Origin of the sequence: Shinella sp. H4-D48, from assembly GCF_022637395.1 — a bacterium.
GTDB classification, from domain to species: Bacteria; Pseudomonadota; Alphaproteobacteria; order Rhizobiales; family Rhizobiaceae; genus Shinella; species Shinella sedimenti.
In genome coordinates this window covers 414,465-438,847 of the sequence record NZ_CP093337.1, presented here as the reverse complement: position 1 = coordinate 438,847, position 24,383 = coordinate 414,465, and the positions used below count along the sequence as shown (strand labels likewise).

Genomic DNA, 24,383 nt, shown 5'->3' with positions numbered 1-24,383 from the left:
GCCTCAGTATTCCTTTTCATAGAAGATGCCAGCACCCGCGCTGCCCGCGCTGCCGGCTTCGCCGCGCAGCTTGAGGCCGCGTCCGACATCCAGATTGATTACGGCCTTGGCGCCGTTCGTCTCCGGATCCTGCTTCAGTTCGATATAGGTGCGATCGTTGAGATACTTGCCGGCGGAAACGGCCGCGCGGCCCTCCGCATCCGTCGTGATGTCGAGATCGTCGACGCCGAGCTTGCTGCGCAGGCTGTCGAGCAGGCCCGTGGAACTACCGCCGGCCAATTGGCTTGCAGCGGCGGCAAGCTGCGCGATCTGCACCGCAGACAGGTTTGACATGGAGCGGTTGAAGATGAGCTGTGCCAGAATCTCGTCCTGCGGCAGGGCAGGCGAGGAGGCGAAGGTCACGGTCGGATTGCTGGCAACGCCTGCCACGGTCACGGTGATTTCCGTCGTGCCGGCCGTGCTTCCTGCAACGAGGTTGACGGTCGGCACGAGGCCGCCGGCAAAACCGATATGCGCGCTGGAGAATTCCAGCCGACGCGCGAGGATTTCCATACGGCCGCGCTCAAGCTCGAAACCACCCGACACCACAGGCGACGAGGATGTCCCCGTCACTGTGAGACTGCCGCCCAACTCCGCATTGATGCCGCGGCCGCGCACGAAGAGCTGCCCCGGTGCCTCGATTGTGAGGTTCAGGCCAATACCGCGCGAAGCCCCACTCGACCCCTGGTCACGCTGTACGTCGGCAGTCATGCGCTTAACATCCGCCGGGGCATTGCGATGCTTGATGTCGATCTCCGACAGCGAAGCCGGGAGTTTTTGCGGAATGGTGATGTTGGCCTTGTTGATGCGCACCCGACCGGCCAGCACGATATCGGCCACCGGGCCCTTGAGGGTGAGATCGCCGGTCACATTCGCGGTGACCAGCGTGCCGTCGACATAGGTGACATCGCCCAGCTTGATCGCCACGTCGACCGGGAAGCCGCTCGCCGGATCGATGCCGACGCGCCCGCTGGCAGAAAGCTGCCCGCCGCTCGCCAGCTTGCCGGACAGCGTTTCGATAACCGCCTGCCGGCCGTCCATGGTGACGCGGATCGTCAGGTCGTCCACGGCGAGATTGCGCCTGACATCGACCAGCCGCGCGCCGCCGGCCGTAATGCTGCCGGTCACCGAAGGCGCGGCCGCCGTGCCGCCGATCGAAAGATCGACATTGGCATTGCCGGTCAGCACGAAGCCCTGCGCAGAAAGCTGGCCCTGCAACAGTCCGAACGGCACCGTGCCATTGAACTTCAGGCCAAGCGGCGTTGCGCCGCCGATGCCGACCGTTCCGCCACCACGGAAGGATAGCCCGCCCGCGCCCGAAAGCACCGTGTCGAGCCGGACCTGGTTGTTGGCGAATTCGCCCTTGGCGTTGATATCGACCGCCCCGATGCCCGCGCCCCGGGTCTGGCTGATGACGGCGCCCTTCCAGTCGAGTGCATAATTGACGACAGGCGAAGCCGCCCTGCCCTTGACCGTCACGGTGCCGCCAATCGCGCCCTCCGCACCAAGGCCCGGAGCGAAATTGTTGACGAGCGCCGCCGGCAAGGCATTGAGACCAAGCGACAAGTCGAGCGTCTCACCCGCCCGGCCCGATACCGCGACCGACCCGGTACCTGCCTGGATGGTAAGCTTGTCCAGAACCGCGACGCCGTTGTCGACGCCGATCGTCGTCGGCCTCGCCAGCTTCAAGGCGATGCCGCGCGGCGCCGCCTCGAACGTCTGCAGGGCGGCATCAAGGCCGCCATTGCGTTGCAGGACCTGGCCCTTCGCGACCAGCGGCGCATTATCCAGGCGACCGCCGAGATCGAAGCGGGTAGCCTGCCCCTCACGCGAGAAATCAAGATTGAGCGCGTCGACACGGTTCTCGCCCGAAACGATGCGGTCGGCCCGAACCGTGCCGGTAATAGCAAGCGTTGCGAGATCGGTGATCGTGAGGTCCACCGCCGGCTTTGAGATGCTGATCGCATCACGCCTTATTCCCGAACCGCTCGCCTGGACGACTGCCGAGGTCCTGCCGTTCGTCGTCGCGATTTCCACCTGACCGGAGAGATCACCGGCAGCCTGCTGGCCGGCCATGGCAGCAAGCAGCCCAAGATCGGGAAAATTGAAGCGGATCGTGCCGTCAGGCATAAAATCCGGCGTCAGCGCCAGTGAGCCCTTCAGCGTGTTCGCCCCGATCTCTGCCTCCAGCACCGGCACGGAAATGCGCCCGCCTTCCGACGTGATGCTGGAGCGTACATTGATCGCCTGCCCATCGAGTGCACCGGTCGCCGTCAACTCCCCGGATGGCCTGTCCGCAACGGCCTTCCCGTTGAGCGTGACGACGAGATCGCTCAGCGTGCGTCCCGAAAGCGTGGCGCCGCTCGACGTGATCTTCGCCGCAACGTCGAGTCCGTCTACCGGTCCCTTGGCGGAGACATCGAAGGCTGCCTCGCCCGAGGCATCGCCCAGCAGCTTGCCAAGGCTCAAGACCTTGCCGGCAAGCGTCGCATCGAGATTACCCTCCGCGAGTGCAACATCGCCGGCTGCCTCGACCGTCCCGGACTTGACCTGGAGACCGGATAGCTGAAGCGCGCCGTTGCCGGCCAGCTGAAGGCGGCCTTCCATCGCAATCGTCGTGTCGAACTTGCCGGACAGGGCCGGCGGCAGGACCGCGGGCAGCGCGAAAAGACGGAAATTGACGTCGGCCTCGCGGCTTTCAAGCCCATAGCGGCCCGAAAGCGTTCCACCGATGCTGGCACTCTCCAAGGTCGCGGGGTCGAAGGCAATCTCGGCGGGAGACACGTTCAGCGTTGCGACGAGCTTGGCCGGCCCCTTCACCATGCGGTCGATATCGGCATTGGCGAAAGCCATGTCGCCCGTCTCGACCGTCACGTCGACACGACCGGACTGGCTTGAGACGTTGAACGCATCGCTGCGGGCGGAAAGGCGGATATTCTCGATACGGCCCGCCGGCAGTGCCGCCGACACCACGGCTGCATCAGCGCGCAAGGCCGCGGCGCTCGCCTCGCCGGTCAGCGAAATGTCGGCGCCGTCGATCAGGATGCGGGCATCGCCATCGGCGAGGGGCCAGCGGAAGTCGATCGGGCCATCGCGGCCGTCAAGCTTCACATTGAGGTCATTCGCACCCGTCGCACTCACGGCACCGGACGCAGCAAGTGTCATCGCACCCGTCGTGATGGCGCCCTTCTCGATGCGCACCATGTCCGAACCGTCGAAAGCCGCGACGAGGTCGATACTCGTCTCACCGGCAAAAAGCGGCCTGAACTGTGGCGGCATCAGCGCATCGAACGTGCCGCCCCCCTTGAGTGACAGGGTATGCAGCCCATTGGCGGAAAGGTCGTGACGGCCATCCACACGCAGCATCTCCGTGCCGTCGAGCGCGGCGGAAAGACGACCTTTCCACTGCGACAATGGCCCATCCCCCGTCAGGCGGATGGAAACGGCAGGCTCGTTCGGCAATTTGAGCAGGTTGGCGAGCAGGCCGCCCTTCGGTTCAGCGACATCCGCCTCGAGACGCAGCACGTTCTCGGCCGGATTGAAGACGATATCCGCAGCCAGTCGCGCCTCCGGGCGCTCCAGTTCGTTGGCCGAAAGGTTGATGGCCACGCTCTCGGCCGTCGCATCGCCACGGCCGGAGACGACGATCCGCTGATCGCGACCGGCGACGGCGCCCGACACGAAGAGCTCGGGGATTGCCAGCGAATCGATATGAACCTCGACAGGCAGTTTGAACGGCGTGTCGGAGGGCTGCGCATCCGCCTTCGATTCCGGCAGGCGCAGCAGCGAGATCGAGGACGCCGAAACGCGCGACGCATCAAAGCTGAAAAAGAGAAGCTCCAGCGGCGACCAATCGACGGCGAGGTCGCGGATTTCCGCGTAGGTGCCCTTCTCGTCTCCGAGGGTGACGGCACCGGCGCGCAGCCGCCCCGTCAGAAGGCCGGACGGCTCGCTGATGGAAATGACCTGCCCGCTAGCGGCGGCAAGCTTTTCCACATAGGAACCGGCCATGCGGGCACCTGCATCCGTGAAGCCGACAAAGCCCAGAACCGCGACCAGAAAGACAAGCAGCACCGCAAGGCCGTAGCCGGCATAGCGGAGAATGGCGCGGAGAATTCGAGACAGCCTCGTCATGCTTCATCCATTTCACGTGCGCGGGCGCGCAGAATCGCTCCCCACCGTCTAGAATCCCAATCGAACTGAGGATCAAGAGCCTAGCGGAAAATTGCGGCGCCAGTCAGAACGACTGACCGATGCCGGCGTAGACCCCGAAGGACGTTCCGCCCTCATATTTCTTCAGCGGCACCGCCACATCGAGCCGAAGCGGTCCGAACGGCGTCGCATAGCGAAGACCGACACCGGCGCCGGCGCGGATATCCTTGAAGTCGGGCACCTCGTCCGTCGAGACGGTGCCGACATCGATGAACGGCACGATACCGATGGTTTCGGTGACACCGATGCGGACCTCCGCGGAGCCAGCCACATAGGATCGCCCGCCGAGCAGCTTGTTGTCCGCATTGCGCGGCGAAATCTCCTGATAGCCATAGCCGCGCACCGTGCCGCCTCCGCCAAGGAAGAAGCGACGCGTCGCCGGAATATCGGCAAGCTCGCTGCCGCCGATGATCGTTCCGGCGGAAAGCTTGCCGGCCAGCACGAAACGCTCCTCCGCGCCCAGCGCCTGATAGCCGGTGATGGCCCCTTCAAAACTGGAGAAGAAGGTGCCGCGATAGGTCTCGTAGCTCGGCTTGGCGTTGATGAGGAAGCGATAGCCTTCCGTCGGGTTGAGCTTGTCGGTGCGGGTATCGCGCACATACTCGATCGGCAGGCTCACCGTCAGATACTTGTTCTTGCCGAAGACGTCCTCGATGTTGCTCCACGCCACCTCGCCGCCGGCGCTGACGGTATCCCGGTCGGACAGCTCGACGCTCACCCCTGCCGCCGCCGTGGTGGTGAAGGCCTTGTAGGCGTCGGGATCGACGATCGAGGCCTTGAGGCTGGCATTGAACGTCGTTGCCGGGCCGAAGGCGCCGGGTTTGGAAAACAGGATAGCCGTCGAATAATCCAGGTCGCCGATGTCGGACTCACCGATGCGGTTGACCGAACCCTCGATACGCAGCGATTCCGCCTGCCCAAACAGGTTGCGATGCCCCCAGTACCCCTGCAGGCCGAAACCGTCGGTGTTGGAATATTGCGCGCCGACACCGAAATAGCGGTGCTTGCCTTCGGAAACCTCGATGGTCATCGGCAGCGATCCATCCGGCGCAAGCTGGCTCGCCTCGCGGATGGTCACGCTGGAGAAAACACCGAGCGTGCGCAGTCGTTCCGCAGCCTTGTTGAGGGCCTCGGGCGAATAAGGCTGACCGGCATTGATGCGTGAATAGCGCTGCACGAAGCCCGCATCGACCGTCTTCGTGCCCGTGACGCCCACCTCGCCGACCGGTGCGACCGGACCGCCCTCTGCAGCGATGACAACATCCACCGTGCGCGTCTTGTGGTCGGCCGTCGCGTTCCGCTCGATAAGCTTGGCCAGCGGTCGGCCCTCGGCCTTGAGATCGACGACGACCTTCTCGCCGGCCTTAAGGATGACGGTGGAATCCGCACGCGCGCCGGCCACCAGGCCGTAATCCGCCGGATTGAACCTGTCGGCGTCGCCGGAGAAGGCGACATCGCCGAATGTGAAGACGGGACCCGGATCGACCCGGATCGTCACCGGAATGGCGGCGCGGTCGTTAAATTCAGGGTTGGGCGGCAGCGAATCGAGATCCTGCCCGTTGACGGTGACATTCACCACACCGCCATAGCGGGCGTTCTCGTAGAGGGCGGCGAGGATGCGATCGCGGTCGTCGCGCGCCTTGATAACGAGGCCAAGATCGCCGGACACCGGCTGACCCTCGTCCTGCTTGAGCCGCGTCGTGTTCTCGATGGCGTCCTTGAGAGCGCTGTCATCCGTGCCAGGATCGAGCGTCAGCGTATAATTGACCGGATCGATGACGGTCACGGCCTCTTCATCGCTTTCGAAGAACTTCATCCCGAAAAGCTTGAAAGCCATGGCCGGGCGGACGGACAGGGGCGCGCACGCCAAGGCGGTAGCAACCGCGAGTGCGGTGCCAGCCTTCAGAAACGCAAAACTCTTTTCCGGCCGGTTCACTTTATCCCGCATCCGCAGCTATCCGTCGCCTTTTCCTCGAAGTGCGGTATGCGCATCAGCTTCCGACACAAACCAGGTTCGCTCCGATTCATTCGAAGCATTTGGCAAGAAAAGACCCTAACGCGTTAGGTTTTCCGTAATGTTAACGCCGGTTCTACACGCACACGCCCCGGATTTGAAGCGCCGGACGCTATTTTGTGCCATCGCCGGACAAGCAAAAGCCCCGGGGGATGCCCGGGGCTTCGCATAAGTTGCATCAGTCGGCTATCAGTAACCGGACGGGCAACGGTCGATGTAACGGCGTCCGTAACGGTCACGGTAGTAGCACTGACCGGGCTGTTCGGACACGCTGCCGATGACAGCGCCGGAAACGCCACCGATGGCCGCGCCAACGGCAGCACCGCGAACGTTACCCGTGACGGCGCCACCGATGATCGCGCCGGAGACGGCGCCGATACCCGCACCCTTTTCCGTCTGCGTGCAGCTGGCGACAGCAAGGCCGACCAGAACGAGCGCAATGACTTTCTTCATGAAGATGTTCTCCAAAGTTGAGTTGCGTCCCGGTCTTCCAGGTCCGCACTATCCCCTTCTGTTGAGCTAACATACGCGCCCGCCTCACGACGGTCATGTCTGTTCAGAGATGAAAATATACCGCGAAACGGGGAAGTCTATGGCGGCGAACTATTTTTTTACACTCCGAATAAATATGGCTGCCATTCCGTTTATTCTCCCCCGTTCGAGCGCCTCCGCATTGCGACGGACAAGCTGAAACTGGTTCGATGAAACGAGCGGTTCAGCCCGTCCCTTTTTTCGTGCAGACTTGACATGCATCAATAGGAAATGGCCTTTGGGGACCTAACATACATTGGAATGGTTCAAAGGTGGCGCCGATTTGCCGCAGCGCGACGCGTTGCGAAGGATGGGCGCCTGATATAGCCGGATGAACGACCGTCAATGACGATAATGCCCGGGACGATGCCGGGCTGGAGACTCTGGATGGACTTCGAGACTTTCTTCAAGAACGAGCTGGACAGCCTGCATCAGGAAGGCCGCTATCGCGTTTTCGCCGACCTTGAGCGCCAGAAGGGCAGCTTCCCCAAGGCGACGCGCTATACGGCCGAAGGCCCGACGGATGTCACGGTCTGGTGTTCCAACGATTATCTCGGCATGGGCCAGCACCCGAAAGTGACCGAGGCGATGAAACTCGCCATCGACCAGTGTGGCGCCGGTGCCGGCGGCACCCGCAACATCTCCGGCACCAACCACTACCACGTCCTGCTCGAACAGGAGCTTGCCGACCTCCATGGCAAGGAAGCGGCGCTGCTCTTCACCTCGGGCTATGTTTCGAACTGGGCGGCTCTTGGCACGCTCTGTTCCAAGATACCCGGCCTCATCTGTTTCTCCGATGCCGGCAACCACGCATCGATGATCGAGGGCATTCGCCACTCCAAGTGCGAGCGCGTGATCTGGAAGCACAATGACGTGAAGGACCTCGAAGCCAAGCTTGCGGCAGCCGACCCGAAGGCGCCGAAGCTTATTGCCTTTGAATCGGTCTATTCGATGGATGGTGACATCGCGCCCATCAAGGAAATCTGCGATCTCGCCGACAAATACGGCGCGATGACCTATCTCGACGAAGTGCATGCCGTCGGCATGTACGGCCCGCGCGGCGGCGGCATTGCCGAGCGCGACGGCCTGATGGATCGCCTCACCGTTATCGAGGGTACGCTCGCCAAGGCCTTCGGCGTGATGGGCGGCTATATCGCCGCCTCCACCGCGCTGTGCGATTTCGTGCGCTCCTTCGCATCGGGCTTCATCTTCACGACGTCGCTGCCGCCGTCGCTTGCCGCCGGTGCGCTCGCCTCGATCCGCCACCTCAAGGAAAGCCAGATCGAGCGCTTCGGCCATCAGGACCGCGTGCGCAAGCTGCGCGCGGCACTCGACCGCGCCGGCATCCCGCACATGCCCAACCCGAGCCATATCGTGCCGGTCATGGTGGGCGATGCATCAAAGTGCAAATGGATCTCGGACCTGCTGCTCGATAATTTCGGCATCTATGTCCAGCCGATCAATTACCCGACCGTGCCGCGCAAGACCGAGCGTCTGCGCATCACGCCGACGCCGCTGCACACCGATGCCGATATCGAGCATCTCGTGGGCGCACTGCATTCGCTGTGGTCGCGTTGCGCACTGGCCCGCGCCGTCGCCTGATATAGAAGACGCAGCCTTACCTGATAAGCCCGGCAGCCACCTGTCGGGCTTCTTCGTCTGCGGCGAAGACATCGTCCATGGATGCTGCCGGCGACAGATGCGCCAGCTTGTCCATCACCTGCTCGGCAATATCCGCCATCGACAGGAACCCGATCCGTCCACCGACGAAGGCGTGGAAAGCAACCTCCTCCGCCGCGTTCATGATCGCACCCTGAAGCCCGCCGCGCGTGAGCGCCGTGCGCGCCAGGCGGAGCGCCGGGAACCGCGTCTCATCAGGCGCTTCGAAATCGAGGCGGGACAGTTTGGCAAAATCCAGCCGCTCGACATCGAGCGGCGAGCGCTGCGGATAGGTCAGCGCATAGCCGATCGCCGTGCGCATGTCGGGCGCACCGAGCTGCGCCAGCACCGAGCCGTCGACATAACCCACCATCGAATGAATGATCGACTGCGGATGCACCACCACCTCGATCTGGTCTGGCCGCACATCGAAGAGATGTTTCGCCTCGATCATCTCCAAGGCCTTGTTGAACATGGAGGCGCTGCCGATGGAAATCTTCAGGCCCATGGACCAATTGGGGTGGGCGCGCGCGATTTCAGCCGTGACACCCGCCATCTGCTCGCGGCTCCAGGTGCGGAACGGACCGCCGGAGGCCGTCAGCACGATACGCTCCACGGCATGACGCTGATCGTCCTCCAGCGCCTGGAAGATCGCGCTGTGTTCGCTGTCGACGGGGATGAGCCGCCCCCCGCCTTCCGCCACGGCCTGAACGAAGAGGTCGCCCGCCGACACGAGGCACTCCTTGTTGGCAAGCGCGATATCGGCACCGCGCTTTGCCGCGGCAAGCGTCGGCGCAAGGCCCGCCGTGCCGACAATCGCCGCCATAACCCAATCCGCCTCGCCGGATGCCGCTTCCAGCAGCGCCGCGCGCCCGGCCGCTACCGCAATCCCGGTGCCGGCCAGCGCATCCTTGAGCGCGCCGTAGCGGTTTTCGTCAGCCGTCACGGCCAATCGTGCGCCGCAATCCCTGGCCTGTGCGGCAAGCAGGTCCACATTGCCGTTGCCGGTGACGGCGAGAACGTCGAAACGGTCACGGCCGCCGAGCTGCCGCAGCACGTCCAGCGTGCTGGTGCCAATCGAGCCGGTAGAACCGAGGATGGTGATGCGTCGCTTTTGCTGCGCGTCGAGAGCCATGATGGGGTCCGCAGTTTTCTTCTTGTCAGAAGAGGCTCTACAGGCGAAAGACGCCTGCAACAAGTCATGGAAATGCTGTAAAGCAAAGGCTTGGGTGGAGTTCTGGAACCGGCCGCTTGACCTTTTCACCCGGACGGCCATAACGTCCCCGCAAACGGTCTGCAGACCTGGACGTGATTGGAGAAACCTGTGCACCGACGCCTGAGAGTATGGACCCTCGCTTGCCTTGCCATTCTGGCGGCAGCTCCGGCCTGTGCCGACGAGCCGGTCCCCGGTGGTCTCGGCGGAACGTGGCTCGCCGAGGACATCGCCGGTAACGGCGTCATCGACAATCTCCAGACGACGCTGGAGATCAAGCCGGACGGCTCCTATGGCGGCAATGGCGGCTGTAATACCTATCGCGGCAAGCTCAAGGTGCAGAACGGCAACATCGCGTTCGCGCCGGCGGCCGCAACCCGCAAGATGTGCGCGCCCGCCATCATGGATCAGGAGCAGAAGTTCTTCGACGCGCTCGGCACCGTCACATCGTGGAAGCTGGAAAACGGCATCCTCCACCTCACCGCCAAGGAAGGTGCCCCAGCGATTCGCCTTGCGGCGATGAAGAACAACACCGATGTCGTCATCCGTCTGCCTGGCCCGGAACAGAGCGTCGCGCGCGAGACTATCAACTACCAGTGCGACGACGAACTGCGCATCGTCGTTGAATATATCAATGTCGGCGACAATTCGCTGGCCGTGATCCGGCGCGGCGAGGAAACGTTCATAGCCTCCAACGTCATCGCGGCATCAGGCGCGAAATATGCCGGCGGCCATTTCGAGTGGTGGACGAAGGGCGACGAAGCCACCCTCTACGACCTGACGAAGGGCGAAAATGCCCCCGGCGTCATCTGCCGCAAGACCGGTTGACGGCACGGAAAGGAAGAGCGCCATGCCCACGTTCCAGGTCGGACAGAAGGTCGTCTGCATCAATGACCGTTTCAAGAACGTCTCGATCGATCAGGGCATCCGCAAGGGGCAGGTCTATACGGTACGCTGGGCCGGCCACTACCGGCATTATGTGGATGGCGACTTCTACGGCATCAAGCTGATGGAACTCTATCGCGGCAAGGATGACGGCCCGGAGGGCTACGGCGCCGTCGACATGCCCTTCCGAGCCAGCCGTTTCCGCCCGCTGGTCTCCGACCGCATCCGCAATATGCTTGGCATCAAGGCTCCGCAGCCGAAGACGGTCGTCTCCAAACCTTCCATCGTGCCCGCCATACGCCCCAAGCCACGCGTCGTCACGCCGGAGCGTGAAAAGGAAGACGTCTGATCTTTCGGGGAAATGGTGATCCCGCCGCGATTCGAACGCGGGACCCCCAGATTAGGAATCTGGTGCTCTATCCTGCTGAGCTACGGGACCACTGACTGCACCCATACAAAAGCCTTAGCGTGAAGCCAAGCGATTTCCGTGGTGCGACCACGCGTTCCCTCCGCAACATCGCAGCATGGCACAGTCAGCCATCGGGTAGAATCACTCCATCCCCTACATATTCACTTTCCGAACGGCCGCGGCTGGGCTTTTCGGCGGCCGGGCACTTTCGTCAGGCGGCGAGACGGCTTTCGGCGAGCTTGACCCAGTAGGTCACGCCATGCGGGATGGCGTCGTCGTTGAAATCGTAGGCGGGATGATGCAGCCCGGCCGTATCGCCGTTGCCGACGAAGATGAAGGCACCGGGGCGGGAAAGCAACATGTAGGAGAAATCCTCGCCGCCCATCATCGGGGCGATGGCGGGTTCGACCGATGCATCGCCGGCAATCTCGCGCGCCACGGCGACGGCATGGCCGGTCTCCTGCGCGTGGTTGACGGTAACCGGATAGTTGCGGTGGTACGTCACGACGATCTCGGCGCCATGGGCAGCGGCAAGGCCGGCGCAGATCTGCCGGATACGGGCTTCGGCCCCTTCGCGCATATCAGGGCTCAGCGTGCGCACGGTGCCGGCGAGCTGCGCCGTTTCAGGGATCACATTGTGGGCGAAGCCCGCATTGAACTTGGTGACGGACACGACGAGCGAATCAATGGGGTCGGCGACGCGCGACACGATGGTCTGCAGCGCTGTCACGACCTGCGCACCGATGACGATGGGATCGACAGTCTTGTGCGGCAAGGCCGCATGGCCACCGCGTCCCTTCACCATGATGGTGAACTCATCGGTAGCCGCCATGATGGGACCCGGGCGCGTTCCGAAGGCGCCGACTGGCATGCCGGGCAGGTTGTGCATGCCGTAGACCTCGGCGATGCCGAAGCGCTCCATCATGCCATCCTTGACCATTTCGTTGCCGCCGCCGCCGCCCTCTTCCGCCGGCTGGAAGATCACCGCGACGCTGCCGGTGAAGTTTCGCGTTTCAGCGAGATACTTGGCAGCCCCCAGCAGCATGGCGGTGTGGCCGTCATGACCGCAGGCATGCATCTTGCCCCTAACGGTCGAGGCCCAGGGCTTGCCGGTCGCCTCCTCGATGGGCAGCGCGTCCATATCGGCGCGAAGACCGATGGTGTTCCCCGCGCCTTTACCACGGATGATGCCGACGACGCCCGTGCGTCCGAGGCCGGTGACGATCTCGTCGACCCCAAACTCACGCAGTTTTTCGGCCACGAAGGCGGCCGTCTTCTCCACCGCGAAGAGAAGCTCCGGCTCCCGGTGCAGGTGCCTGCGCCATCCGGCGATTTCATCCTGCATTTCTGCGGCGCGGTTCAGAATCGGCATGCAACACGTCCTGTCATTTCAGCCTGAAATTCGGCCATCGGCTCTCGATGGCTTTGCCATCACGATGCCATATAGGTTAAATAGGGCGACGGTTCGAGACAACTCCCGATTTCGAGGACAGATCTTTGCAGATGAACGGACGTACGACGCGCTTGGGCGCGCGCCTTCTGGGCTCCGCCCTGTTGCTTGCAGCCACCCTCTCCGCAACCGCGACCATGGCGGGCCCGCGCATGCTGGTGGATGTCAACACGCTCCAGGTCATCGAGCACGAGGATGCCTTCCAGCGCTGGTATCCGGCCTCGCTGACCAAGCTCATGACCGCCTACACGGTCTTCCGCGCCATCAAGGCCGGCGAGATCACGCTGGACAGCCCTGTCACGATGAGCAAGCACGCTGCCGCCGAACCGCCAAGCAAGATGTATTTCAAGCCCGGTCAGAAGATGACGCTGGACAGCGCGCTGAAGATCATCCTCGTCAAGTCCGCCAATGATGTCTCCGTCGCCATCGCCGAATCGATTTCCGGCTCCGAACCGGCCTTCGTCGACCGCATGAACGCCGAAGCCAAGCGCATCGGCATGAGTTCCTCACGCTTCATCAACCCGAACGGCTTGCCCGGCAAGGGCCAGTATACGACGGCCCGCGACCTCGCGGTCCTCGCCGTGACGCTGAAGCGGGAATTCCCGCAATATGCCTCCTATTTCTCGCTGGAAGGCTTCACGACGGGCAAGAAGCAGTATCCGAACTTCAATATGCTGATCGGCCGCTTCGACGGCGCTGATGGCATGAAGACCGGCTTCATCTGCGCATCGGGCTTCAATCAGGTTTCGTCCGCCACCCGCAATGGCCGCAGCGTCGTTTCCGTCGTTCTTGGCTCCGACAGCCTCGGCGCGCGCGCCGATATTTCCGCCGGCATGCTGCAGAAGGGCCTGACGGGTCGCCCCGGCAATGTTCCCACGCTCGGCCAGCTCAGGCCCTATGGCGAGACGCGCGATGTGGTCGCCGACATCTCGCAGGAAATCTGCTCCAAGCATGCCGCCAAGGTTCGCAGCGAAGGTCGCGATGAGGCTGGCCGCCAGAAGCTGGTATCGCCCTACATCCATGAACTCGACCGGCCGCTGCGGTTCGTTTTCGCCGGCCTTCTGAGTGGCGGCGATACGGCAAAGCCTGATGGCGTCGAGACGGTCGCGTCGAACGCCGTGGGCGACATCGCCAACGTGCCCGTCCCGATCCCGCGCCCCACCTTCTGATTGACCTCTGATTCCTGACTGGAGCGACCATGACAATCGCTGAGCGGCGTGTGCCGGTTTCCGTGCTGACCGGCTTCCTGGGTGCCGGCAAGACAACCCTGCTCAACCGCCTGCTGAAAGACCCCGCACTCACCGATACGGCCGTCATCATCAACGAGTTCGGCGAGGTGGGCATCGATCATCTGCTGGTCGAGCAATCGGGAGACGGGATCATCGAGCTTTCGGACGGATGTCTGTGCTGCACCATCCGTGGCGAACTGGTCGATACATTGGCCGATCTGATGGATCGCATGCAGACGGGCAAGATCCAGCCACTGAAACGCATCGTCATCGAGACGACCGGCCTTGCCGATCCCGCCCCGGTGCTGCAGGCGGTGATGGGCAATCCTGTCCTGTCGCAGTCCTTCAGCCTCGACGGGGTGATTACCGTCGTGGATGCGGTCAACGGCCTTTCGACGCTTGCCAACCATCCGGAAGCCGTCAAGCAGGTCGCCGTGGCCGACCGCGTGCTGATCAGCAAGGCCTCGCTTGCCGACACGGCGACGCTCGATGCCGTGCGCCGGGAAATCGCCGCGCTCAATCCGCGTGCCGTCGTCTCCGATGTCGATGCTCCCGGCCTTGCCAGCCCCGACCTGCTGGCGAACGGCCTCTACGATCCCGGCAGCAAGATTCCGGATGTCCGCCGCTGGCTGCATGAAGAGACGCACGACCACCACCATCATGGGCACGACCATCACCACCATGATCATTGCGACCACGGTTGCGATCACGCGCACCACCACGACCACGGCCACCAGCACGCCCATGACGTGACGCGCCATGACGCGACGATCCGTTCTTTCAGCATCCTGCACGATCGGCCGATCGATCCGATGGCACTGGAAATGTTCATCGATCTCCTGCGCTCGGCTCACGGCGAAAAGCTGCTGCGCATGAAGGGTATCGTGCTGATGGAAAACAGTCCCGAACGGCCGTTGGTGCTGCATGGGGTGCAGAGCGTGTTCCACCCGCCGGAGCGGCTGGCCGCCTGGCCGGAAGGCGCCGAGCGCCGCACACGCCTGGTGCTGATCACGAAGGATCTGCCGGAGGCTTTCGTACGCGACCTCTTCGACGCCTTTACCGGCACGCCGAAGATAGACCGCCCGGACCGCGCCGCTCTCGCGGAGAATCCACTCGCCATTCCGGGCCTCAAGCTCTAGCAGCCGGTCGTAAGGGCCCAAGCAGGGCGGCATGGCCGCCCTGCCGAAGTTTCTAGGCCTTCAATCGCATCATGGCATTCTCGAAGGGCAACCCTTCACTGTCGGTTGCCCGGCGTGACAGCTCTTCAAAGCCGAGGCTCTTGTAGAAGCCATAGGCCTGCACGTTCGCGGTGTAGACCTCCAGGCTCAGCTCGCCCTTCAGATCAAGCGCATGGGCGATGAGTGCACGGCCGGTTCCCAATCCCTGCCGGTCCGGCGCCACGAACAGCCCTCCGATGAAGGTGTCCAGTAGACTGATGAAGCCGACAGGCGCGCCGGCGTGGCAGGCAACCCAGGTTTCCGCCTGCGGCAGGTAGATCGTTTCGATCGCGACACGCTGCTCACGCAGACGCGCCTCACCGATGAATGCGTGCGCAGCCATTGAGGCTTCGAACCAGATGGCAGACAGTTTCAAAAGATCCGACGCCTCGTCATAGGCGCGGATGCGAATTTCCACGTTTTTCATGATTTGTCCGTAGATTAGAATGCACAAAACAGCGCCCGCTGGACGCTCGGAGCACCGCGACAAAGCGGTTCAATTGGGGCTTCTGTGCATCCATCTCCTTCTAACGCGACGGCCACGATATACCCCGGAAGGATGGATAAGCCAAGGGCCTGAGGTTCAGGCCTTCTTGCGGATGAGGAAACGGTGGCCGCCCTCGATGCGCTCGCTTGCCTCGAGCGCATGGCCGTCCTCGTGGCAGAAATGCGGAATGTCGATGACAGCGAGCGGATCCGTCGTCTCCACCCAGAGGGCCGCCCCGCCGCGCATCTTGGACAGCCGCTTGCGGGCCTTCATCACCGGAAGCGGGCATTTCAGGCCGCGCAGGTCATAGACCTCGGCCTCCGCCCGCGCCGCATTGCCGGTCATTTCTGCCAGAACTTCCAGAACGGCTTCTTCTGCGTCCGCTCGACGACCTGCTGGCCTGCTTCACCGCCGGCAACGGGCAGTGTGGCGACCGCCTCCGTCTGCTGCTCGACGGGCGCGTTCCTTGCGCTTTTTCCGGCTGACGTCGCGGTTTCGCCGGCGCGCACCGGCTGATCGCCCTGGAGAGCGACGTTTTCATTGACGACCGGCTGGACCTGCTCTGCCTCCCGCGGCTCGCTGTCCTGGCTGAAGAGCTTCCAGAAGGGTTTCTTCTCCTTCTTCTCGACGGCAGCGGCAATCCCCGGATTGTGTTCCGGCACCGGCAGAGCGCCGACGCCCCGCGCCTGCTTTTCCGCCTTGGCGGCGGCGACATCTGCCGCGAAATCGGCCGCGGCCTTGTTCTTGGCCTCCTCGGCTTCACGCACTGCGCGCTCGGCAGCCTCGACCTTGCGCCGTTCGGCCTCTTCAGCCTTCCGCTTCTGTTCGGCGATCTCGCGCTCGGTCATCAGCTTGCCGGCATCGAGAGAGTTGCCGGTCGGCGCATAGGCCAGTTCGCGGCCCTTGCGCTGATCGGCCACGATGGCCTTGCGCTGGGCCTCGGACGGCTCGATCCAGACGGTGCCGGCATATTTGCTCATCGCCTTGGCATAGGCCGTCGAATAGGTCTTGTTGTAGCTTGCGAGCGCCGTTTCCAGCGCACCGGGTGTGCTCATCGCAGGGCAAGCGCCAGCCGGCGAGAACGGCTTTTCCGCCTGCTGGTTGAAGATGTATTTGCCTTCGCAGACATTCACCTCGGGCGGACGCTTCGTCACCTCGAAATGGTCGTAGCCGACCTTCAGCATCTTCCAGAATTCGATATTGGGATTGTCGCGATGACGCGCCATGTTTTCCGCCGTCATACGGAACGGAAACGCCTGGAGCTGAACCGATTTCTGCCCGCCATCGAAGGCATCGCGCGCGAAGGCGAAGATTTCCAGCATCTGCTCGTCGGTCATCGAATAGCAGCCCGACGACGAGCATGCTCCATGGATCATGAGATTCGTGCCGCTCGCCTTGTTGGCGCGGTCATAGGTATTCGGAAACCCGGTGTTGATCGCCAGGAAATAGCTCGAATTCGGATTCATGTTCGCTCGCGAGAGCGGGTAGAAGCCTTCCGGCGCCTGGCGGTCGCCTTCCTTCATCTTCGGGCCGAGCTTGCCGGACCAGGCGCAGATCTTGTAGTTGCGCACCAGCTGGAAACGGTTGGTACGGTCGGCCTTCCACAGTTCAAGTCGGCCTTCCTCCTTGAAGATGCGCAGCATGATGGGCGAGGAACGGTCGATCTTCATCGACGCGAGCTTGCTCACGATGGACGGTGACAGCTGATAGCTGGTCTTCGAGGAGACCTTGGAGATATCCACATCGACCTTGTCGAAGGAATCGAGGGTCTCGTTGGTGCATCCCGCGGCAGCCACGGCGAGAAGCGAAACAGCGGCAAGAACAGACAGGCGCATGCAAGGGTCCGTGAGCTATCGTCAGATCGCGAGCCGTCGTACCGGCAAGGCGGAACAGGCTGTCGTAACCGGCTTATACTTCATAAATGCTTAACCGGGAATTCCTTCGCGCAGCCGAACACCGGCTGCACCCGTTTCAGACACAAGGAATATGGCCGAGATGCGGCAAAGGCGGCGCGGGCGCCGCCCCGATCAGAGTTGACGGCCGATATTGAGGTAGCGCTGGCGGCGGTCCTTGCGCAGCTGGTCGCCCGGCTTGGCCGAAAGCTCCTTCAGCGACGAAGCTATGACATCGCCCGTACGCGCGATGACAGCCTGCGGGTCGCGGTGGGCGCCGCCCATCGGCTCGGGGATGATACCATCGATGATTCCGAAGCCTTTCAGGTCTTCGGCCGTAATTTTCATGTTGCTTGCCGCTTCCTTAGCGCGGGTCGAATCGCGCCAGAGGATCGATGCCGCACCTTCCGGCGAAATGACGCTGTAGATCGCGTGCTCCAGCATGTAGACGCGGTCGCCCGTGGCGATCGCGATGGCGCCGCCGGAACCGCCCTCGCCCAGCACGACCGAGACGATCGGCACACGGACATTCAGGCACATCTCCGTCGAGCGGGCGATGGCTTCCGCCTGGCCGCGCTCTTCCGCGCCGATGCCCGGATAGGCGCCGGCCGTGTCGATCAGCGTGATGACGGGCAGGCCGAAGCGATCCGCCATTTCCATGACACGGATAGCCTTGCGGTAGCCTTCCGGGCGCGCGCTCCCGAAATTGTGCTTCAGGCGCGACTTGGTGTCGTTGCCCTTTTCCTGACCGATGACGGCAACGGCCTCACCGCGGAAGCGGCCGAGCCCTGCGAGGATCGCTTCGTCCTCGGCGAACTTGCGGTCGCCGGCAAGCGGAGTGAACTCTTCGAAGAGCTGGGAGGCATAATCGACGAAATGCGGACGCTGCGGGTGGCGCGCGACCTGCGTCTTCTGCCAGGGCGTCAGCTTGGCGTAGATATCGGCCATGGCCTCGCGGGCGCGGATTTCCAGCCGGCCGATTTCGTCGCTCGTGTCGATGCTCTCATCTTCTTCTGCGAGCTTGCGAAGCTCGTGGATCTTGCCTTCGAGATCCGAGATGGGCTTTTCGAAATCGAGGTAATTGTGCATGAGATGCGTTTCCGATCGTTTGCTCAAACCGCGCCAGGCTGCCGTCGGCCAGAGGGCCAGTCGCCAGCGATGGGGGTCCTAATCCGTTTTTTTCGCCTGTTTGGCAAGAGGGTGATGGTTTTGAACAAGCTCGTGCAGCCGTTCTTCCAGCACATGCGTATAGATTTGTGTCGTCGAAATGTCCTGATGGCCCAGCAGTTCCTGCACCGCGCGCAGGTCTGCGCCGTTCTGCAGCAGATGGCTGGCAAAAGCATGGCGAAGCACATGCGGCGATAGCGTCGCGGCCCGTATTCCCGCCCGTCCGGCCAGCGCCTTCAGATCGCGCGCAAAGACCTGCCGCGGCAGATGCCGCTCCTTGCTCTGCGCCGGAAACAGGAAGTCTCCCGCCGCCGGATCGTCGCCGATCTCGGCCGCCAGAGCTTCGCCATAGGCCTCCATCGCAGTGACGGCGGCGCGCGACAGCGGCACCAGCCGCTCCTTGTTGCCCTTGCCCTTCACCACGAGGAACCGTCCGGTCTGCGCGAGGACGCTCCCCGGCAGGGAAACGAGCTCGCTGACACGCATGCCCGTGGCATAGAGCAGTTCGACGAGCAGATGCATGCGCCGCTTCAGGAGAAGATTGCCGCCAGGCTCGCCCGCTTCCGTCTCGGCCCGCGTGATGAGACGCGTGACATCATCCACGGACAGCGTCTTGGGTAGCGAACGCGCCTTCTTCGGCGCATCAAGGATGGCGGTGGGATCGTCGCCGCGCAGTCCCTCGCTGTAGAGAAACTTGAAGAACTGCCGCAGCGCCGAAAGCCGCCGCGCCTGCGACGACGCCGCAAAGCCCTGTTTGGCGAGATGGCCGAGATAGGCGCGCAGATCGTCCGGCGCCGCCTCCGTCAGGCGCACACCACCCGCGTTGAGGAACGATTTTGCGTCTTCCAGATCGCGCTCATAGGATTGCAGGGTGTTGGTCGCGGCCCCGCGCTCGGCACTCATCATTTCGAGAAAGGATTCGACCTGAAGCGCTGACAGATCCCTCATTGCAGCGGGTTTACCCGTTCGGAGGGTATCCGGATCGTGACCTCGCGTTCGCTGGGCTCGACGAAGGTCACCAGCGCCACCATCACCCCGTAGATCGACCCGGCGATCACGGCGCAGATGAACAGGAATCGGAACAGGGTGGGCATGGCAGTCTCCGGGGCAACGTCCTCTATATCGCCCTGCCCTGCCGCCAGTGCAAGGGATGGATGGTCACGCAGGCTTGACGCTTCCGGCGCTTTGTCGATACGGAAAGGGACGAAAACCCGGAAAACGCAATGACCGAGCTGATCGAACAGCCCCCCCTTACGCTTGCCGCAGAGGCCCGCGCCGCCCTCGGCAAACGCAACCTCGTGCTGATCGGCCTTATGGGCGCCGGCAAGTCGGCGATCGGGCGCATGAGCGCCCAGGCGCTTGGCATTCCCTTCGTCGATTCCGACCACGAGATCGAGCGCGTCTCGCGCATGTCGATCCCCGACCTGTTCGCCACCTACGGCGAGGCGGAGTTCCGCGCGCTCGAGACCCGCGTCATCAAGCGGCTGCTGCGGTCGGGACCGCGCGTCGTCTCCACCGGCGGCGGGGCCTATATCAACGAGAACACGCGCCGGCACATCAAGCGCGGCGGGCTGACCGTCTGGCTGAAGGCCGATCTCGACGTGCTGTGGGAGCGGGTCAGCAAACGCGACACCCGCCCGCTGCTGAAGACGGAAAACCCGCGCCAGACACTCGAAAACCTCATGAACACCCGCTATCCGATCTATGCGGAAGCCGAGGTCACGGTCATTTCGCGGGATGTGAGAAAAGAAACCATGGTGGACGAGGTGCTTGCCGCGATCGCCGCCACCCGCAAAACCTGACGAGATAGCCATGACTGCTTCAGCCACCGCGCGCCGCACCGTGCGGGTCGACCTCGGCGACCGCTCCTACGATATTCTTATCGGCCCCGGGCTCATCGCCGCCGCGGGACGCGAGATCGCACTTCGGCTCAAGGGCCGCAAGATCGCCGTCATCACCGACGAACACGTCGCCCCGATCTATCTCGATGGCTTCATGGCTGCCCTCAAGACCGAAGGCATTGACGCCGTTTCACTCGTGCTGCCAGCCGGCGAGAAGACCAAGAGCTTCGAACATCTCGTCAGCGTCTGCGACAGCGTGCTCGCTGCCCGCATCGAGCGCAACGACGCGGTCGTGGCGCTCGGCGGCGGCGTGATCGGCGACCTCACCGGCTTTGCCGCCGGTATCGTGCGGCGCGGCTCGCGCTTCATCCAGGTGCCGACCTCGCTTCTCGCGCAAGTCGATTCCTCCGTCGGCGGCAAAACCGGCATCAATTCCCCGCACGGCAAGAACCTGATCGGCGTATTCCATCAGCCCGACCTCGTGCTCGCCGATACCGACGTGCTCGACACGCTCTCACCCCGCGAATTCCGCGCCGGCTATGCCGAAGTCGCCAAATATGGCCTGATCGACAAGCCGGAGTTCTTCGACTGGCTCGAACAGAACTGGCGGGCCGTCTTTGCTGGCGGCGAGGCGCGCATCGAAGCAATTGCCACGAGTTGCCAGGCGAAAGCCGACGTGGTCGCCGCCGACGAGCGGGAAAACGGCCAGCGCGCGCTGCTCAATCTCGGTCACACCTTCGGCCACGCGCTGGAGGCGGCGACGCATTATGACAGCGCCCGCCTCGTGCATGGCGAAGGCGTTTCCATCGGCATGGTGTTGGCGCACCAGTTTTCCGCCCGCATGAACCTGTGCAGCCCCGACGACGGCAAGCGCGTCGAAACCCATCTGCGCGAGGTCGGCCTCCCCACCACCATGGGCGAAATTCCAGGCGGCCTGCCGCCGGCGGAGGTTCTCATGGACGCCATCGCGCAGGACAAGAAGGTCAAGGCCGGCAAGCTCACCTTCATCCTCACGCGCGGCGTCGGCCAGTCCTTCGTCGCCGATGACGTGCCGCAATCCGAAGTCATCGCCTTCCTCAAGGAAAAGCTGCCGACATGAACAGCGAAACGCCCGCCGCGCTCGCTCCCTTCTCCTGGCCGGTGATCGTCCTTGTCCTCGGCCTGATCCTTCTCGTCATCCTGCTGTTCCGGTGGCGCAATCATCAGGGTGCGCGCGACGCCGAGGGCGAACGCCGCCAGAGCGACGGCTCGTCAGCACGACCCGACCGGGAAAAACTCCTGAGCGCGCTCGATCTTGATGCGCTCGAAGTGTCCGACATCATGATCCACCGCACGACCATGCGCGGGCTCGATGCCGGCGATCCGCCGGAAGAGGTCGTCAGGGCAGTGCTGGAAAGCCCATACACGCGCATGCCGCTCTGGTCAGGTTCGGTCGACAACATCGTGGGCGTCGTGCACGCCAAGGACCTCCTGCGCGCGCTCACCGAGCCCGGTATCGAGCCGAATAACCTAGACATCACCAAGGTCGCGCAGAAGCCGTGGTTCGTCCCCGACACGACGACGCTGAAGGAACAGCTCACCGCCTTCCTGCGTCGCAAGGAGCATTTCGCCACCGTTGTGGATGAATATGGCGAGGTGCAGGGCCTCGTCACGCTCCAGGACATCCTGAAGGTTATCGTCGGAGATTTGTCCGATGAAAAGGATGTCGATGTCCAGGGCGTGCGGCGCGAAGCCGATGGCTCGTTGGTCGTCGATGGCAGCGTCCCGATCCGCGACCTGAACCGTGCCTTCGACTGGAACCTGCCGGATGAGGAAGCAACGACGATTGCCGGTCTTGTCATCCACGAATCGAAATCGATTCCGAAGGAACGACAGGCCTTCACCTTCTACGGCAAGCGCTTCATCGTGATGAAACGGGTGAAGAACCGCGTCACGCGTCTGCGCATCCGCCCTATCGAGCCGGAGCAGCCCGCAGCCTGACCTACCAACGCGTTGGCTCTCCCGGAGCCGCAGCCTCGACGGCGAGCGCGTGCAATCCCGCATCGAATTCCGCCGTCACGAGATCGTTGATTGCCCTGTGGCGCGCCAAGCGGCCCATGCCGGCGAAGGCGGCCGAGACGATGCGCACGCGCATATGCGTCTCGCCCTCGCCGTCATGGCCATGATGGCCGGCGTGCAGATGGCTCTCGTTGATGACCTCGAGACGTTCGGGCGAAAAGGCCGCTTCAAGCTTCTCGGCGATGCTGGATTTTACGGACATTGAAAAACCTTTGCGTTGAAAAAACCGCTTGTCGCAACGCAACAAAATAGTTTCACAAAGCCAGCAACAATCCGCTTTGTCAATTCTTGTTGCGGGCTCGCCGCAACCCCATAATGAGCGCCATGAAACTCGATTCCAAATACTTCGACCGCATTCGCACGAAGCGGCGCGTGGAGCGTCCCGAACGTTCCGCGCCGATCTGTCAGTGGGACGGCTGCGAAGAGAATGCCGTGCATCGCGCGCCCGTAGGCCGCAATGCCGAAGGCCAGTATTTCATGTTCTGCTTCGAGCATGTGAAGGAATACAACAAGGGCTACAACTACTTCTCCGGCCTCTCCGACGGCGAGATCGCGCGTTACCAGAAGGAAGCCATCACCGGCCATCGCCCGACCTGGACCATAGGCGTCAACAAGGCGTCCAAGAACGGCCCCGCGCAGGGCAATGTGCGCTCGGGCTCGGCCGGGGCAAATCAGCGCATGCGCGACCCCTTCGGCTTCTTCAACGAGAGCAAGGGCCGCCGCCCGCAGATGGAGCCCCGCGCAAGAAAGCTGAAGACTCTGGAGGCGAAGGCTTTCGATACGCTAGGCCTCTCGGCGAATGCGACAAGCGACGACATCAAGTCGGCATACAAATCTCTTGTCAAAAAGCACCACCCGGATGCAAATGGCGGTGATAGGGGCTCGGAAGAGCGTTTTCGCGCGGTCATCCAAGCATATCAATTGTTAAAGCAGGCCGGCTTCTGCTAGAGCATTTTGCAGTCGGGCGGATTCCCGCCGGGCATCGCATGAATGCGGTCGAAACAGACGAGCATCGCCGGCAACAGACATTTGGGTGGAGGAGAGCCCGCCGCCCGCGGAGACGTGATGAGCAAGATGGATATCGATATTTCCAACCTCCCGGACACCACGGTTTCCGTACGGGAGGTTTTCGGCATTGATACGGACCTGCGGGTCCCGGCCTACTCCAAGGCGGACGCCTATGTGCCGGATCTCGATCCGGACTACCTGTTCGACCGCGAAACCACGCTGGCGATCCTCGCAGGCTTTGCCCATAACCGCCGCGTCATGGTTTCCGGCTATCACGGCACCGGCAAGTCGACCCATATCGAGCAGGTCGCAGCCCGCCTCAACTGGCCATGCGTGCGCGTCAACCTCGACAGCCATGTCAGCCGTATCGACCTCGTCGGCAAGGACGCCATCGTCGTCAAGGACGGCCTTCAGGTCACCGAGTTCAAGGACGGCATCCTGCCCTGGGCCTACCAGCACAATGTCGCGCTCGTCTTCGACGAATACGACGCAGGCCGCCCGGACGTCATGTTCGTCATTCAGCGCGTTCTGGAATCGTCGGGCCGCCTGACGCTGCTCGACCAGAGCCGCGTCATCCGCCCGCATCCCGCTTTCCGCCTGTTCGCCACCGCCAACACGGTCGGCCTCGGCGATACTACGGGCCTCTATCACGGCACCCAGCAGATCAACCAGGCGCAGATGGACCGCTGGTCGATCGTCACCACGCTGAACTATCTGCCGCACGACAACGAAGTGAACATCGTCGCCGCCAAGGTGAAGCGTCTTGCCGCCGGTAAGGACGGCCGCGAGACGATCTCCCGCATGGTGCGCGTGGCCGATCTCACCCGCGCAGCGTTCATCAACGGCGACCTGTCGACGGTCATGAGCCCGCGTACCGTTATCACCTGGGCAGAAAATGCCGAAATCTTCGGTGATATCGCCTTCGCCTTCCGCGTCACCTTCCTCAACAAGTGTGATGAGCTTGAACGCACGCTGGTTGCCGAACTCTACCAGCGCGCCTTCGGCATCGAGTTGAAGGAAAGTGCGGCCAACATCGTGCTGGAGGCCACGGCCTAAGGCCCGGTAGAAGCGC

General features: G+C 63.1%; 22 protein-coding genes and 1 tRNA gene. 10 read left to right on the top strand and 13 right to left on the bottom strand.

Annotation, left to right across the window (positions count from 1 at the left end; genetic code table 11):
- Positions 1-3 precede the first annotated feature (3 nt).
- The 3 genes from MNR02_RS02095 to MNR02_RS02085 all read right to left on the bottom strand — a co-directional run bounded on the left by MNR02_RS02095 (position 4) and on the right by MNR02_RS02085 (position 6,718).
- Entirely contained in the window at positions 4-4,173 is a 4,170-nt protein-coding gene (locus tag MNR02_RS02095; protein WP_241947911.1) for a translocation/assembly module TamB domain-containing protein, read from the bottom strand.
- Positions 4,174-4,276: 103 nt separating this feature from the next.
- Positions 4,277-6,199: an autotransporter assembly complex family protein gene (locus MNR02_RS02090; protein WP_241947910.1), complete on the bottom strand. Its 1,923-nt coding sequence runs from the start codon at positions 6,197-6,199 to the stop codon at positions 4,277-4,279.
- A 255-nt stretch (positions 6,200-6,454) separates the two neighbouring features.
- Positions 6,455-6,718, bottom strand: coding sequence for a YMGG-like glycine zipper-containing protein (locus MNR02_RS02085; protein WP_064331830.1), 264 nt, complete (start codon positions 6,716-6,718; stop codon positions 6,455-6,457).
- A gap of 465 nt (positions 6,719-7,183) precedes the next feature.
- On the opposite strand from MNR02_RS02085, the gene hemA reads away from it, so the two are divergent.
- Complete coding sequence (gene hemA / locus MNR02_RS02080; protein WP_241947909.1) at positions 7,184-8,398, top strand: 5-aminolevulinate synthase; 1,215 nt, start codon at positions 7,184-7,186, stop codon at positions 8,396-8,398.
- A gap of 16 nt (positions 8,399-8,414) precedes the next feature.
- Here hemA and dxr read toward each other — a convergent pair whose 3' ends face one another.
- On the bottom strand, positions 8,415-9,590 hold the full coding sequence (gene dxr, locus MNR02_RS02075) for a 1-deoxy-D-xylulose-5-phosphate reductoisomerase (protein ID WP_241947908.1): 1,176 nt from the start codon (positions 9,588-9,590) through the stop codon (positions 8,415-8,417).
- 189 nt (positions 9,591-9,779) lie between these two features.
- Between dxr and MNR02_RS02070 the strand changes: the two genes are divergently transcribed.
- Complete coding sequence (locus MNR02_RS02070) at positions 9,780-10,496, top strand: META domain-containing protein (RefSeq protein WP_241601172.1); 717 nt, start codon at positions 9,780-9,782, stop codon at positions 10,494-10,496.
- A 22-nt stretch (positions 10,497-10,518) separates the two neighbouring features.
- Complete coding sequence (locus MNR02_RS02065) at positions 10,519-10,902, top strand: CAP-Gly domain protein (RefSeq protein WP_241601171.1); 384 nt, start codon at positions 10,519-10,521, stop codon at positions 10,900-10,902.
- A 13-nt stretch (positions 10,903-10,915) separates the two neighbouring features.
- On the opposite strand, the gene MNR02_RS02060 is transcribed toward MNR02_RS02065, so the two are convergent.
- Both MNR02_RS02060 and MNR02_RS02055 read right to left on the bottom strand, forming a co-directional pair.
- Positions 10,916-10,992 (bottom strand) — tRNA-Arg (locus MNR02_RS02060).
- A 181-nt stretch (positions 10,993-11,173) separates the two neighbouring features.
- Positions 11,174-12,334: a M20 aminoacylase family protein gene (locus MNR02_RS02055; protein ID WP_241947907.1), complete on the bottom strand. Its 1,161-nt coding sequence runs from the start codon at positions 12,332-12,334 to the stop codon at positions 11,174-11,176.
- A gap of 131 nt (positions 12,335-12,465) precedes the next feature.
- Here MNR02_RS02055 and MNR02_RS02050 point away from each other — a divergent pair, with 131 nt between their 5' ends.
- A complete protein-coding gene (locus MNR02_RS02050; RefSeq protein WP_371746690.1) occupies positions 12,466-13,581 on the top strand; it encodes a D-alanyl-D-alanine carboxypeptidase family protein in 1,116 nt (371 codons plus the stop codon).
- A gap of 29 nt (positions 13,582-13,610) precedes the next feature.
- Positions 13,611-14,780, top strand: a complete 1,170-nt coding sequence (locus MNR02_RS02045) for a GTP-binding protein (RefSeq protein WP_241947906.1) — start codon at positions 13,611-13,613, stop codon at positions 14,778-14,780.
- Positions 14,781-14,832: 52 nt separating this feature from the next.
- On the opposite strand, the gene MNR02_RS02040 is transcribed toward MNR02_RS02045, so the two are convergent.
- From MNR02_RS02040 to MNR02_RS02015, 6 genes are all read right to left on the bottom strand, one after another.
- The gene (locus tag MNR02_RS02040) at positions 14,833-15,285 is read right to left on the bottom strand and encodes a GNAT family N-acetyltransferase (RefSeq protein WP_241947905.1); all 453 of its coding nucleotides are present in this window, start codon (positions 15,283-15,285) and stop codon (positions 14,833-14,835) included.
- Positions 15,286-15,441: 156 nt separating this feature from the next.
- The gene (locus tag MNR02_RS02035; RefSeq protein ID WP_241601166.1) at positions 15,442-15,690 is read right to left on the bottom strand and encodes a sulfurtransferase TusA family protein; all 249 of its coding nucleotides are present in this window, start codon (positions 15,688-15,690) and stop codon (positions 15,442-15,444) included.
- The gene (locus tag MNR02_RS02030) at positions 15,687-17,180 is read right to left on the bottom strand and encodes a murein L,D-transpeptidase family protein (protein WP_241947904.1); all 1,494 of its coding nucleotides are present in this window, start codon (positions 17,178-17,180) and stop codon (positions 15,687-15,689) included. Before MNR02_RS02030 ends, MNR02_RS02035 begins: the two co-directional genes overlap by 4 nt.
- 192 nt (positions 17,181-17,372) lie before the next feature.
- Entirely contained in the window at positions 17,373-18,326 is a 954-nt protein-coding gene (locus tag MNR02_RS02025; protein ID WP_241947903.1) for an acetyl-CoA carboxylase carboxyltransferase subunit alpha, read from the bottom strand.
- Between the two features lie 78 nt (positions 18,327-18,404).
- A complete protein-coding gene (gene xerD, locus MNR02_RS02020) occupies positions 18,405-19,352 on the bottom strand; it encodes a site-specific tyrosine recombinase XerD (RefSeq protein WP_241947902.1) in 948 nt (315 codons plus the stop codon).
- The gene (locus tag MNR02_RS02015) at positions 19,349-19,498 is read right to left on the bottom strand and encodes a hypothetical protein (protein WP_241947901.1); all 150 of its coding nucleotides are present in this window, start codon (positions 19,496-19,498) and stop codon (positions 19,349-19,351) included. Before MNR02_RS02015 ends, xerD begins: the two co-directional genes overlap by 4 nt.
- A gap of 129 nt (positions 19,499-19,627) precedes the next feature.
- Between MNR02_RS02015 and MNR02_RS02010 the strand changes: the two genes are divergently transcribed.
- Genes MNR02_RS02010 through MNR02_RS02000 form a run of 3 tightly spaced genes read left to right on the top strand, consistent with a single transcriptional unit; the run spans position 19,628 to position 22,225 of the window.
- The gene (locus MNR02_RS02010) at positions 19,628-20,206 is read left to right on the top strand and encodes a shikimate kinase (RefSeq protein WP_241947900.1); all 579 of its coding nucleotides are present in this window, start codon (positions 19,628-19,630) and stop codon (positions 20,204-20,206) included.
- A gap of 10 nt (positions 20,207-20,216) precedes the next feature.
- Positions 20,217-21,344 carry a 3-dehydroquinate synthase gene (gene aroB / locus MNR02_RS02005; protein ID WP_241947899.1) on the top strand — a complete coding sequence of 376 codons (1,128 nt, stop codon included), beginning with the start codon at positions 20,217-20,219 and terminating at the stop codon, positions 21,342-21,344.
- Positions 21,341-22,225, top strand: a complete 885-nt coding sequence (locus MNR02_RS02000) for a transporter associated domain-containing protein (protein WP_241947898.1) — start codon at positions 21,341-21,343, stop codon at positions 22,223-22,225. Before aroB ends, MNR02_RS02000 begins: the two co-directional genes overlap by 4 nt.
- Before the next feature lies 1 nt (position 22,226).
- On the opposite strand, the gene MNR02_RS01995 is transcribed toward MNR02_RS02000, so the two are convergent.
- On the bottom strand, positions 22,227-22,505 hold the full coding sequence (locus MNR02_RS01995) for a BolA family transcriptional regulator (RefSeq protein WP_241947897.1): 279 nt from the start codon (positions 22,503-22,505) through the stop codon (positions 22,227-22,229).
- A 113-nt stretch (positions 22,506-22,618) separates the two neighbouring features.
- On the opposite strand from MNR02_RS01995, the gene MNR02_RS01990 reads away from it, so the two are divergent.
- Both MNR02_RS01990 and cobS read left to right on the top strand, forming a co-directional pair.
- On the top strand, positions 22,619-23,251 hold the full coding sequence (locus MNR02_RS01990; protein ID WP_241601157.1) for a J domain-containing protein: 633 nt from the start codon (positions 22,619-22,621) through the stop codon (positions 23,249-23,251).
- Positions 23,252-23,368: 117 nt separating this feature from the next.
- Positions 23,369-24,367 carry a cobaltochelatase subunit CobS gene (gene cobS / locus MNR02_RS01985; RefSeq protein ID WP_241601156.1) on the top strand — a complete coding sequence of 333 codons (999 nt, stop codon included), beginning with the start codon at positions 23,369-23,371 and terminating at the stop codon, positions 24,365-24,367.
- The last annotated feature ends 16 nt before the right edge of the window (positions 24,368-24,383 follow it).